Here is a 12,809-nt window from a genome sequence, read left to right as displayed (position 1 = left end):
CTTGGTTGAAGCCAGTATCACCAGAACCAAGATTACTTTTGCCCTATGTAAATTGAGCTTATCCCAAATGTAAGTGGCTTGCATTTATTATCTTTAAATCCTGCGTTTTGTAATACCGTTAAGAATTTGTCTCCGTCCGGGAATGCATCTACAGACTCTGGCAAATACGTATAAGCCGATGAGTCTTTGGATATCAGTCTTCCAATTTTAGGTAAAATTGCCTTAAAGTAAAAGTTGTAGAGCTGCTTAAATGGGAATTTGGTAGGTTTAGAAAACTCCAATATCACCACTTTCCCACCATTTTTAAGAACTCTATTCATATCCTTCAGCCCTTTTTCTAAGTCCTCGAAGTTTCTTACTCCAAAAGAAACGATTATTGCGTCAAAAGTATTGTCATCAAATAAGAGTTTCTCTGAATCACCCAGCTGAAGATCTATAATTTTATCCAAACCCTTCTTTTTCATCTTTTCTTTGCCCACAGCCAACATTCCCTCCGATATATCTACGCCTACAACCTTATCCGGCTTTAAGGCCAAAGCTTCAATCGCAAAGTCACCGGTGCCTGTAGCAATATCTAGAATATATTTGGGTTGATCTTTTTTAAGGTACTTGATTGCTTTTTTTCTCCATAAAATATCAATCCCCAAGCTTAGAAAGTGATTTAAGAAATCATACTTTTTGCTGATGTTGTTAAACATCTCGGCTACCTGCTGCTTTTTACCTGTTTTTTTCTCCTTGTACGGAACTACTGACATCCCTTAAGATTGGTTAAATTAACGATGCAAATATCATTCAGACAGAATGATATTCCTAATCAAAACAAGTATGATGGAGATTAGTTATTTGCCGCCCAGAACTTTGAATTCTACTCTTCTGTTAAGCTCACGACCTTCTTTTTCATCGTCATTACTTGCTAATGGCCGTTCTTCACCATAGCCTACAGCAGTAATTCTTCTGGCATCTATTCCTTTTTTAACTAGATAGTCCTTAACAGCATTCGCTCTGCGTTGAGAAAGGGATTTATTGTAATCTTTGGGACCTACATTGTCGGTATGGCCTGAAATTTCAATCTGAAGACCTGAATTTTCAGCCATCATAGATTCAAGTTTGTTCAGCTCAGGATATGATTCGTCTCTAAATGTAGCCTTATTAAAGTTAAAATAAATATTTCTAAGCACTGAGCGTGTTCCAACCCTCAACTTTCTCATGGTTACCATTCTATCCACCTTTTGAAGTTCGGCAGTAGCGGCTGGTAGGGTAACATCTAAATTCTGAAATACATAGCCACTATTTTCAACTGATAAACTATAGGTCTTACTCTCTTTTGAGCTTACTCTAAATTCAAAAACACCTGGCCCCTTATTGGTTTTACCCGCAACCAGATTATCAGAACTAGTTAAGCTCACTTTAGCTTCCAGTGGACTTTTAGATTCATCTACTACCTTTACTGTTAACATAACTGGCTGTAATTCTTCTGTTTTAGGCTTAACGGCAGTTAATTCTTTGGTTTCTTCTTCTTTGGCCTCTGTTTCAACACTTTCCGCATCTTTTGAAGCTAACGTTTCACCTACTTCATCCTCTTGCAGTATGGTCACCATGTAAATATCAGTGAAGCCCATTCCATCTTCCCGCACAGAAGCATAGTAGCCTCGTTTACCATCTTTTGTACTCACAAAAAAGATGTCGTCATCCGGTGTGTTGATTGGAAAACCCAGATTCTCGGGCTCACCCCACTCGCCTGCCGCACTGTCGTAAGTTGATTTGAATATATCATAACCGCCCATACCTTTTCTTCCTAAAGAGCTGAAATAGAGCGTTTTACCATCATAATCTATAAATGGCGCATCATCGTCATATTCGGTATTGATTTTAGCACCAAGGTTTTTAGAGCGTGCCCACTCGCCATTACGATCTTTAATACTATAATATATATCTATACCTCCTTGTCCTCCAGGTCGATCACTTGCAAAAAATAAAATCTGACCATCGGGTGAAATAGAAATAGAGGCTTCTTTAAAACCCTCTGAGTTTACGCTTTCGCTGAGCGGTTGTGGAAATGTCCATGTTCCATCTTCTTTTCGATCTGACTCATAGATATCCCCGTTATTCTCATCCTTGTAAAGAAATAATTGTGTACCGTCTGCAGAAAGAGCGAGATTAGAATCATGGAAAGGTGTATTTACAACATTACCAATGTTTTCTGCTTTACTCCACTCCCCATTTTTCTTTGTACTTATAAATATATCTTCATAAGGCTTATTGTCAGAAAATACATTTTCGTTTAAGTTTCCTTCCCTTCTTCTTGAAGTAAAAATTAAAATCGTTTCATCTTCGTTTAACACAGGGCCATACTCTTCATACTCTGAATTGATGGCACTACCTACATTAACAATTGAGTAATGTGCAGGATTGGCTATAAATTCAATCGCATTCTTGCACTCATAAATTTTGCGATCTACCACTGACAATTCAATTCTATCCCTACCTCGATAACCATCTCTATCGATAAGTTTTTGTCTATATCTGTTATAATATGCGAGTGCTTTGTCGAATTCCATGCCATAGTGGTAACTCTGGCCTATCCAATATTCAATGTCAAATCGATATTCTGTATCCAATTCTAATACTCTTAAAAAGTATTTAACCGCATTCTTTTTACCTACCGTTTTTAAGTAAAAATCACCTGCTCTCCAATTTGCAATAATGTTTGATGGGTCTGCCTCCGCAGCTTGCACATAAATATCCCTTACATCCACTAATGGTTGTGCAGCATCCATCATCGTTTCAGCAAGCTCAATGTAGGTTTGGGCTGTTTCTTTCGCATTTTCTTCTTGTGCAATAGAGCTAAGGCTAAACCCCAGTAATAGAGTTAGAAAAAATAAGAGCCTTAATTTATGATACATTTTCAATGTTATTTCAAGTCGTTGACTTAGTTAAAAAAATTACGTTCTATTGAGACGAACGTTCAATATGCTAATATTTAAGCAATAATAAAATTAATTTTTATTTCAAGTATTACTTTAAGTCCAAAAATTTACATCCTTGCAATTAAGCAAATAAATATAGTTAATTGTTTTAATTTTAACAATTTGCCCCTTTATGGAGATACTCCAATCAGAGTTTGTAAAAAGTAGCAGTAAAATTGAAGAGTGCCCGGAAGCAAAGTACCCTGAATTTGCATTTATAGGTCGATCCAATGTTGGTAAATCATCTTTAGTGAATATGCTGGCTAACAATAAAAAGTTGGCCAAAGTATCGGGCAAGCCCGGCAAAACACAGCTTATTAATCACTTTTTAATTAATAATAATTGGTTTTTGGTTGATTTACCCGGTTATGGTTGGGCAAGAGCATCTAAAACGGATAAAGCAAAATGGGGTGAAATGATTCATGATTACATTGTAGGAAGAGAAAGCCTACAGAATGTATTTGTTTTGGTGGATTCCAGGCTCACTCCTCAACCTATAGATGTGGAGTTTATTAATTGGCTTGGTGAAAATGGCATACCGCTGGCAATTATTTTTACAAAAAGTGATAAACAGTCCAAAAACAAAAACCAGTCTGCTATAGCTAAGTATAAAAAGGTATTGAAATCCACCTGGGAAGAACTCCCTCCCATGTTACTCACCTCATCTGCCAGTTTTGAGGGAAAAGAGGATGTACTAAAGTTTATAGAAAACTACATTCCTTAACGTTATTCACTAAAATCTTTTAGCTTTGAGCCTCAATTTTTAAACACTATGGAATACAGCGAAATAGCTTCAGTATCGGGCAAAGGCGGACTTTTTAAAGTAGTAAAACCGACAAGAACAGGCGTTATATTGGAGTCCCTTGATGAGAAAAAACAAAAAATAGTGGCTAGTGCCACACAGCGAATATCAGTTTTAAGCGATATTTCTATTTACACTACTACTCAGGAAGGGTCAATACCTCTAGAAGAGGTTTATAAAAAGATTTATACTGAGTTTAAAGACGACTTGGGTGTTACGCAAACCTCTGCTCCTGATGAGCTAAAGGCATTTATCAAGCATGTGATTCCGGATTATGATGAGGCACGTGTTTATGTATCTGATATTAAAAAGTTAGTGAATTGGTATGGCAGCTTGTTGCAACATGCTCCTGAACTTTTAAAAGAAAAAAAGAAGGAGGAGAAAGCCAAGGAAGTTAAATCAAAGAAAACAGCCACTAAAAAGAAAAGTGAATGAGTGAGGATCTTCTCACCACATCTCAACTGATAATTAAGGACTTTAATCTCGATGATAGTGATCTTCCATCTGTTAAAAAAATGGAAGATCTAAGAGCAGCACTATTACAAATAGTGAACTACTTACTTAATAATGATTTTGAGCGATTTATTCTAGCCATGTACCGCATTGACATCAGTGAGACCAAGGTTAAAACTGTGTTAGCTACTGCAGCGCCAGAAAATATTGCGTCCGAATTAACGGATTTAATTATTCAGCGAGAGTTGCAGAAAGTTGAGACAAGAAAGAAGTATAGCTCTAATTAAAGAACGACTCCGCTTTTTCTACCATCTCTTTCGAACCAACAAAGAATGGTACTCGCTGATGAAGTTCATCCGGTTTGATATCTAATACGCGCTTAGTTCCTGTTGAAGCTAGTCCACCAGCCTGCTCAATAATAAAAGCAAGGGCATTGCACTCGTACATTAGCCTTAATTTACCATTCACATCTTTTGCGGTTTGCGGGTAAATATAAATTCCTCCTTTTAAAAGATTTCTATGAAAATCAGCCACCAAAGAGCCAATGTACCGGGCTGAGTGACCTGATTCTTTGCAATGTTCAACATATTGCTTTACTGGTTCAGGAAAACTATTGTACGAACCTTCATTTATAGAGTATATTTTGCCTTGTTCTGGTATAGACATATTGGGATGAGATAAAAAATACTCACCAAGTGAAGGCTCATAGGTAAAGCCATTTACACCATGGCCTGTAGTATATACCAACATAGTAGATGAGCCATATAGCAGATACCCTGCAGCTACTTGCTCAGAACCTTTTTGTAAAACATCAATCTCCTGAATAGGTGATCCCACAGGCGTCACTCTTCTGAAAATAGAGAAAATGGTACCTATGGACACATTAACATCTATGTTTGACGAGCCGTCTAAAGGATCGATGGCAATTACATAGCGTCCATCGTTATTTAAATCAACAATTTCATCATCTTCTTCAGAAATAACTGCACAAGCCTCACCGCCTTTGGATAGTGCTCTGGTAAATCGAATGTTTGCCAATACGTCTAATTTCTGCTGGTCTTCTCCCTGAACATTTTGCGTGCCAATGGCTCCTACAATATTGATAAGGCCCGCCTTGTTAATTTCACGGTTTACCACTTTTCCTGCCAGGGCTATGTCCCTCAAGAGTTGGGATAATTCCCCTGTAGCAAACTGAAATTCATCTTGTTTTTTCTTGATGTATCTGTCCAGGGTTGTTCCAATAGGTAAGGCTATGCGCGAATCTTCCATAAAATATAGAGAGGCTTTAAAATAAGGAATATAAACTGCTATTTTGGTGCAAATTTAGAAGATTAAATCAATCATTCAATCGTTTGCGGAATATGAAGGTTTTCAAGTTTGGTGGGGCGTCCTTAAAAAGTGCTGATGCCATTAAAAATATGGCTACTATTGTGCGCCACAATGCACAGGCAGAATTAGTAGTAGTGGTGTCTGCCATGGGAAAAACCACTAATTCATTAGAAGAGCTTTTGAGTAAATATAGAAAAGGAGAATCCTCCTCCTTAGACCTATTAAAAAAATATCATTTAGATATTTGTGACTCTCTATTTCAAGATAAAAATTTAATAACAATTAAACTTGAAGGACTATTTAGTGATTTGCTAACTAATCTATCTCAAACAGGACTAGCTTACGACCAACATTACGATCAGGTGATTTGCTATGGTGAGTTGCTTTCTTCGCAAATAGTATCTGACTATTTAATAGAGGCTGGTCTGAATATTTCCCTTGTTGACAGCAGGAAATTTGTGATTACCGATGACAATTATAGAAATGGGTATGTAGATTGGGATGAAACAAAAAAAAGAATCACACATTTAAGGTTGGATTTGACTGAAGGAATAGTTCTTACCCAAGGTTTTATTGGAGGCACCAAGGATGGCCACACTACAACACTTGGAAGAGAAGGATCGGATTATACTGCGGCCATTTATAGTTTTTGCCTTGATGCTGAATCCATGACTGTTTGGAAAGATGTTCCTGGCATTCTGAATGCAGACCCAAAACGAATAAAAGAAGCCGAACTATTTCATGAAATTGCCTATAAAGAGGCTTCAGAAATGACTTATTACGGGGCATCAGTGATTCACCCTAAAACGATTAAACCACTTGCCAATAAAAATATTCCTCTTTTTGTAAGAAGTTTTGACCACCCCGAAAGGGCCGGCACAATTATTCACGATTGTGAAGTTACCCTACCTACGCCTTCAATTATAATTAAGGAAAACCAATGCCTGGTTTCGTTTAACGTGCTGGATTACACGTTTATAAATGAAGAAAACCTGAGCCTGATATTCAAGGAGCTTGCCGTGCTAGATATTAAAATCAATATCATGCAAAATTCAGCGATTTCCTTTTCCGTTGTGGTTGACTATCGAGAGGACAAGTTGGAAGAAATGATAAATGTGCTGAAGGAACATTTTGATATTAAATATAATACTGGCCTGGAATTGATAACCATCAAAAATTACAGGCCTGATACAATCGTTCAGTATCGAAGTGGTAAAAATATTTTATTAGAGCAAACCTCCCGAAACAACTACAGGGCGTTGTATGTAGTTTAAGTATACTTTTCCACCAGGAATTTTTTTACTGACCTTTCAAGAATATCATAAACTTGCTGAAAGCCCTCTGGCCCGCCAAAATATGGGTCGGGCACATCAGCTCCTTTATCTTCATCATCGAACTGCCGCATGAGGTATAGTTTTTCTTCGAATTGGCCTTCCTGATCAAGCTTATTTATATTGGTAAGGTTGGCACTATCCATGGCAATGATATAATCAAATTCCCTAAAATCTGCCTTATCAAACTGCCTGGCTTTGTGATTAAGTTTTAGTCCATTTTCCTGGGCATTTTGAATCGCTCTTTTATCGGGTTGCTCACCGATATGATAATTGCTAGTACCACACGAATCAAACTTAACTTTTTCACTTACACCCAACTCTTTTGATAACTTATTGGCTAACCCCTCTGCTAATGGTGAGCGACAAATATTACCTAAACACACAAATAAGACTTTTTCCATAACAACTATTTTTTATGGTTACAATCTACTAATTACGGGTATTTAGACTTACATAGCACTTTTTTAATCAACTGTTTATTATGTTGTGAGCCGCCTTTTGTGAAAGAGGCGGCTTTTCTTATAATTGCCCCACCTTGATAAACAACTATGCCATGGAATTTATAAAAGTTAATAAACAATATGATAAATATGTAGCCCTGATTGAGCTCAATAGACCTAAAGAGCTTAATGCCCTAAACCTTCAGTTAATGGGTGAGTTGCGCGATGCTTTAAAAAAACTTGATGATGATGATAATGTTCGCTCTATCATTATTACGGGTAATGAAAAAGCATTTGCTGCAGGAGCTGATATCAAACAAATGGCTGATAAAAGTGCTATTGACATGTTAAAGATTGATCAGTTTAGCACCTGGGATCAGATTCGAAAAACAAAAAAGCCCTTAATTGCTGCAGTGAGTGGTTTTGCATTGGGCGGTGGGTGTGAATTGGCCATGACCTGTGACATGATTATTGCCAGTGAAACGGCAAAGTTTGGTCAGCCTGAAATTAAAATTGGTGTAATGCCTGGTGCAGGTGGTACGCAACGACTCACAAAAGCCATTGGCAAAGCAAAAGCCATGGAGTTGGTATTAACTGGGCGTTTTATTTCGGGAGAAGAGGCCATGGGTTACGGTTTAGTAAACAAAGTTGTGCCTGTAGAAATGTATCTATTCGAAGCGCTCTCCTTGGCGAAGGAAATTGCACTAATGTCGCCTATCGCAGCGCAGTTGGCCAAAGAAGCTGTAAACAGGTCATTTGAAACACATCTGGATGAAGGCTTAACCTTTGAGAGAAAGAATTTTTATCTCGCTTTTGCTACAGAGGATCAGAAAGAAGGTATGGCTGCTTTTGTTGAGAAGAGAAAGCCTGAGTATAAAGGAAAATAACCAGTAGTAGAAATTACCAGAATCCTTACTAAGCTTAAAAAGCTTAGTAAGGATTAATGATACTGATTAAACTACTTTCCAAAACTTGTTGAGGATGCCTCTCTAAAGCTAAACCCTAACCCAACTGTAAGGGTGCTGTTTTTTTGTAATGTATAATCTGTATTGATTGTTAAAATCGCAAGCTTCAATCTAAAGCCTGCTGTTAATCTCGGGCCACTTTGAGAGAATTCTAAGTTGATAGGATCGACAAATGTTTCTGTGGCTTGTGCAAATCCATTGTCATATTCTACATTATACTCTCCAGTTAATTTCAAACTGGACTTAACAATATTATACCCTACCCCACCATACAAAGACAATACAGAAAACTTCTTAGAAATAATGCCCTGAATTGTCCAGGCATTTACATCATACGTTGATTTGGCATTTGTAGCTGTTAACGAGCCATCGCCATTGGGCTGTAATTCGTCAATTGCATCCTGCAAATTATACTCTAGAGACATATCAGTAAAGCCTACTAAAGCGGATAAATCAAAGGGAAGATTTTTTAAACCAGGGATATGCTGTTTCACATCGTGCATAATCCCGAAACCAAGTAGTTTAAACTCACCATCATCTCCAACATCAATTGTTGGTGTCCATCTGATCTTTAAATCAGTATTCTTATAAATACCAATTCCAAGTTGCGCCATCGGAACAGGTACCGCACGCAAAGGGAGATTTTCTTTCAACCCAATACCGGGTGGAACATCTACGGAGCCGGTGTAATCTTCATTGTCGATATTCACGCGATAAGTATAGTCCGCTCCCGTTTCAACTTCTTCCGGTCCAAATATTGTTGGAGATCGCGTAATCGAAGGGTTAGCGTAACCTTCAATATTCTCAAAGTTGGCAAAGTTGGGAGTATAGAAAAAATCCTCGTCAGGTATAAAAACAGCATTAGCTGTGATTAATAATTCCATGCCTAATGTTTTATGAGTTTTACCACTGCTATACCAGCCGCCAGTTAAACCTGTTGCAAATGAATTCATAAATGGCGCAACGTAACCTTCAGCAATTTTATTGGCATCTTCAACACCAGTAAGAAGCAACCCTTCAAGGTCGTCTTGTGATTTCGCTGTAAAAGTGAATCCAATAAATAGAACAACAAAAAACAAACTTTTTAAACCAACGCTTAACTTCATATTAATCTGATTTTCAATAGTTAACAAAGGGATAAAGCTAACTATATAATTAAAAATTATTAGTACATAGATAATTATTATTCGTTAAAGGTAACCTGGGCTGGCTTATGGGTAATTGCTTATTTACCTTTGCATCTGAATATGGGAAACACCCATAGATGAACACGAATTTTAACAAAAAATAAATAACAAATTATGTCATTAGTAGGAAAAAAAGCTCCGGTATTTAATGCACCAGCAGTACTAAACGGTGAGGAAATTGAAGAGTCATTTTCATTAGAGCAATACATAGGTAAGAAAGAAGTAATGTTCTTCTTTTACCCAAAAGACTTTACCTTTGTTTGCCCAACTGAAATTCTTGCTTTCCAGGAAAAACTTGGTGAGTTCGAAAAAAGAGGAGTAGCTGTAGTAGGTGTTTCATGCGATACTGAAGAAACCCACCTAGCATGGTTAATGACTTCTAAAGATAATGGTGGAATTGAAGGTGTAAAATATCCTCTAGTAGCAGATTCTTCTAAAACCATTGCTTCTAACTATGGAGTGTTAGCAGGTGACTGGAATTACAATGAAGAAGGTGAATTGACATTTGAAGGAGCACCAGTTGCTTTCAGAGGTACTTTCTTCATTGATAAAGAAGGTGTGGTAAGACATGCAACTATCAACGATCTGCCTTTAGGAAGAAACATTGATGAAATGATCAGAATTGTTGACGCATGGCACCACGTACAAGAACATGGTGAAGTTTGCCCTGCAAACTGGGAAGAAGGTAAAGATGCAATGCAGGCAACCAGAGATGGTGTAGCTAGCTACCTATCTTCACATTAAGAAGATCCCGAATTAATTCAACCAAAACCCTGACAGAACCGTCAGGGTTTTTATTTTTGCGAATGGCCTTATTCTTTTATCGTGTATTTACCATATTCTATCGGCTGGCTGCAAGGCTTGCCTCACCATTTAATAAAAAGGCTAAAAAGGCGTTAAAAGGTCGCAAAGGTATATTTAGGCAGATAGCTGTATCGTTACAAAACAATACTGCAAAAATTGCCTGGTTTCATTGTGCTTCGCTTGGTGAATTTGAGCAGGGCAGGCCAATTATCGAAAAGTTTAAATCCGAGTTTCCTGAATATAAAATATTGCTTACCTTCTTTTCTCCTTCAGGCTACGAAGTGAGAAAGAATTACGATAAGGCCAACTACGTTTTTTACCTGCCATGGGATTCTAAGTCAAACGCCAAAAAATTTGTTAAGCTCATCAATCCATCCCTGGCCGTATTTGTTAAGTATGAGTTTTGGCATTTCTTTATTAAAGAGCTCAATGCCAATTCAATTCCGGTTTTATCTGTATCTTCTATTTTTAGGCCAGATCAGATTTATTTTAGGACATACGGCAAGTTTTATCTAAATATTCTGAAGAAAATAAACTACTTCTTTGTTCAGAATAGGGCCTCTAAAATCTTATTAGAAAAATACGGCATCGCAAATGTTAAAGTAGCTGGCGACACGCGATTTGACAGGGTGGCACAAATTGTGAACAATAAAAAATCATTACCATTAGTAGAAAAATTCAAGGGGCATTCCAGGGTCATGGTTATTGGCAGCTGCTGGCCAGAAGACCTCGATGTGCTGATGTCGTTTATGAATGAAAGCGACATGAAGTTTATTATTGCTCCACATGAAATAGAAGGAGAATGTCAAAAAATGGTACTCAATGAGGGGATGAGAAAAACCATCTTGTACTCAAACCTCGAGCAATTAACCGGTGATGAAGAAGTGTTATTGGTTGACAATATCGGTCTCTTATCAAGTTTATATGGCTATGGTGACTACGCCTATGTTGGAGGTGCATTTGGGGCTGGATTACATAATATTTTAGAGGCGGCTACTTATGGCATTCCAATATTTTTTGGCAATAAAAACTATCAAAAATTCAATGAGGCTATCGACCTGATAAATCTTGGAGGTGCTGTTGCCATTAAAGATGAAACTGAAATGCGACATCAGTTCAGGGAATTTGAAAATGAAAAGTCACTTCAGATAGCAGGACAAGTAAACAGGGATTACGTAAAAGATAATACCGGAGCCACTGATAAAATAATTGATTACTGCAAAACAATTTTAAAATCATGACCGGTGTTGTTCTTCGTTCTACGGGTTCGTGGTATGAGGTGCAAACTGATGATGGCAACATTTTTCAATGCAGAACGAGAGGTAAATTAAGGCTAGCAGGAGTAAAAACGACTAACCCTATTGCTGTTGGTGATATCGTAGAATTTGACAGAGAAGGTGATACCAACACGGGCGTAATTCATCAGATACAGCCCAGGGAGAATTACATCATCCGGAAGTCTATTAAGAATAAGAATCACGGACATATTATTGCATCTAACCTAGATCAGGTGATGCTGGTGGCCACAATTTCTTATCCAAGAACTTCATTGGGATTTATCGACCGGTTTTTGGTATCAGCTGAAGCTTTCCGGATCCCTCAAATTATTGTTTTTAACAAATCTGATTTGTTAAACGATGAAGAGCAAAAGAAATTAGAAAAGTACATCGCGATCTATAAAAATATTAGCGTGACTTGCCTGGTGTGTTCAGCAGAAAAAAATGAAGGAATTGAACCCATTAAGAAGATTCTAAAAGGAAATAAAACACTAATATCTGGCCATTCAGGCGTAGGTAAATCCACGCTTATTAACAGAATTGACCCCGCACTAAAATTAAAAACATCTGAAGTTTCTGATTTTGCCGAAAAGGGTGTGCACACCACCACTTTTGCTGAAATGTTTCCCTTAGATAACGATACGTTTATAATTGATACGCCCGGCATTAAAGAGTTGGGGTTGATTGATATTGAAGAAGAGGAAATATCAGATTACTTTCCTGAAATGCGGGACCTGATAGGCGAATGCAAGTTTCATAATTGCAAGCATATACATGAACCCGGCTGCGCCATTCAGGAAGCAGTTGATAATGGCGAAATCGCTGAGAGTAGATATAAAAGCTATTTAAGTATGATTGAGGACAGCGACAATAGACGCTAGATTGACCATTGAAGCTTCAAGTATTTAAAAAGCAACTTCCAATTTAAGTACTTAATGCATTGTCTCATTTCCAGATAGATCCGCCTCTTTAGTGCATTATTCTCCTTTTTATTCTTGTTGAGTCCTTTAATTTTTTGACAAACTGCAAAAGTTGATTCCATTTGAAGGCTTTTTCTTCTGTACTGCTGATCTGACATTGAGCCCTTTAACTTTCTTCTGCTTACTAACACTTCATCTGTGTAACAATATTTGAATTTACGAGCTGATCGAACCCAGAAGTCAAAATCTTCATACATTAAATTTTCGTCATACCCTTCGAGGTAATCAAAAACGATTTTTTTGGTCATCATTGTGGGTGCACAAATGAAATA

The 12,809-nt window shown here is 37.5% G+C and carries 13 protein-coding genes and 1 pseudogene; 8 read left to right on the top strand and 6 right to left on the bottom strand.

All coding sequences use genetic code 11. The features are described from left to right. Positions 1 to 32: 32 nt before the first annotated feature. Positions 33 to 755 (bottom strand): bifunctional demethylmenaquinone methyltransferase/2-methoxy-6-polyprenyl-1,4-benzoquinol methylase UbiE, encoded by a 723-nt coding sequence (gene ubiE / locus RLO81_RS17960; protein ID WP_350114962.1) that lies wholly within the window; start codon positions 753 to 755, stop codon positions 33 to 35. A gap of 84 nt (positions 756 to 839) precedes the next feature. Then, positions 840 to 2,903, bottom strand: a complete 2,064-nt coding sequence (locus RLO81_RS17955; protein ID WP_350114959.1) for an OmpA family protein — start codon at positions 2,901 to 2,903, stop codon at positions 840 to 842. A 196-nt stretch (positions 2,904 to 3,099) separates the two neighbouring features. On the opposite strand from RLO81_RS17955, the gene yihA reads away from it, so the two are divergent. Genes yihA through RLO81_RS17940 form a run of 3 tightly spaced genes read left to right on the top strand, consistent with a single transcriptional unit; the run spans position 3,100 to position 4,508 of the window. Next, positions 3,100 to 3,690, top strand: a complete 591-nt coding sequence (gene yihA / locus RLO81_RS17950; RefSeq protein ID WP_350114956.1) for a ribosome biogenesis GTP-binding protein YihA/YsxC — start codon at positions 3,100 to 3,102, stop codon at positions 3,688 to 3,690. A gap of 48 nt (positions 3,691 to 3,738) precedes the next feature. Then, a complete protein-coding gene (locus RLO81_RS17945) occupies positions 3,739 to 4,203 on the top strand; it encodes a DUF5606 family protein (RefSeq protein ID WP_350114953.1) in 465 nt (154 codons plus the stop codon). Next, a complete protein-coding gene (locus RLO81_RS17940) occupies positions 4,200 to 4,508 on the top strand; it encodes a hypothetical protein (RefSeq protein WP_350114951.1) in 309 nt (102 codons plus the stop codon). The genes RLO81_RS17945 and RLO81_RS17940 overlap by 4 nt, the downstream gene beginning before the upstream one ends. Here RLO81_RS17940 and fbp read toward each other — a convergent pair. Beyond that, entirely contained in the window at positions 4,501 to 5,490 is a 990-nt protein-coding gene (gene fbp, locus RLO81_RS17935; protein ID WP_350114948.1) for a class 1 fructose-bisphosphatase, read from the bottom strand. The two genes, RLO81_RS17940 and fbp, sit on opposite strands and share 8 nt — an antisense overlap. 92 nt (positions 5,491 to 5,582) lie before the next feature. Between fbp and RLO81_RS17930 the strand changes: the two genes are divergently transcribed. Then, positions 5,583 to 6,824: an aspartate kinase gene (locus tag RLO81_RS17930; RefSeq protein ID WP_350114945.1), complete on the top strand. Its 1,242-nt coding sequence runs from the start codon at positions 5,583 to 5,585 to the stop codon at positions 6,822 to 6,824. Here RLO81_RS17930 and RLO81_RS17925 read toward each other — a convergent pair. Further along, entirely contained in the window at positions 6,821 to 7,285 is a 465-nt protein-coding gene (locus RLO81_RS17925; RefSeq protein WP_350114942.1) for a low molecular weight protein-tyrosine-phosphatase, read from the bottom strand. The two genes, RLO81_RS17930 and RLO81_RS17925, sit on opposite strands and share 4 nt — an antisense overlap. Positions 7,286 to 7,437: 152 nt before the next feature. On the opposite strand from RLO81_RS17925, the gene RLO81_RS17920 reads away from it, so the two are divergent. Beyond that, a complete protein-coding gene (locus tag RLO81_RS17920; RefSeq protein WP_350114939.1) occupies positions 7,438 to 8,211 on the top strand; it encodes an enoyl-CoA hydratase-related protein in 774 nt (257 codons plus the stop codon). 71 nt (positions 8,212 to 8,282) lie between these two features. On the opposite strand, the gene RLO81_RS17915 is transcribed toward RLO81_RS17920, so the two are convergent. Then, positions 8,283 to 9,395, bottom strand: coding sequence for a DUF6588 family protein (locus RLO81_RS17915; protein ID WP_350114937.1), 1,113 nt, complete (start codon positions 9,393 to 9,395; stop codon positions 8,283 to 8,285). A gap of 195 nt (positions 9,396 to 9,590) precedes the next feature. Here RLO81_RS17915 and RLO81_RS17910 point away from each other — a divergent pair, with 195 nt between their 5' ends. The 3 genes from RLO81_RS17910 to rsgA all read left to right on the top strand — a co-directional run bounded on the left by RLO81_RS17910 (position 9,591) and on the right by rsgA (position 12,438). Further along, on the top strand, positions 9,591 to 10,220 hold the full coding sequence (locus RLO81_RS17910) for a peroxiredoxin (RefSeq protein ID WP_350114934.1): 630 nt from the start codon (positions 9,591 to 9,593) through the stop codon (positions 10,218 to 10,220). A 62-nt stretch (positions 10,221 to 10,282) separates the two neighbouring features. After that, the gene (locus RLO81_RS17905; RefSeq protein WP_350114931.1) at positions 10,283 to 11,521 is read left to right on the top strand and encodes a 3-deoxy-D-manno-octulosonic acid transferase; all 1,239 of its coding nucleotides are present in this window, start codon (positions 10,283 to 10,285) and stop codon (positions 11,519 to 11,521) included. Next, positions 11,518 to 12,438, top strand: coding sequence for a ribosome small subunit-dependent GTPase A (rsgA, locus tag RLO81_RS17900; RefSeq protein WP_350114928.1), 921 nt, complete (start codon positions 11,518 to 11,520; stop codon positions 12,436 to 12,438). Before RLO81_RS17905 ends, rsgA begins: the two co-directional genes overlap by 4 nt. Here rsgA and RLO81_RS17895 read toward each other — a convergent pair. Continuing rightward, positions 12,435 to 12,809 (bottom strand): annotated as a pseudogene (locus RLO81_RS17895) (chondroitin polymerase); the annotation flags it as partial. The gene rsgA and the pseudogene RLO81_RS17895 overlap by 4 nt on opposite strands.

The organism is Fulvivirga sp., from assembly GCF_040220315.1.
Lineage (GTDB): Bacteria > Bacteroidota > Bacteroidia > Cytophagales > Cyclobacteriaceae > Fulvivirga.
Note: the sequence above shows the minus strand (reverse complement) of the source record. Positions and strands in the feature narration are given on the sequence as shown.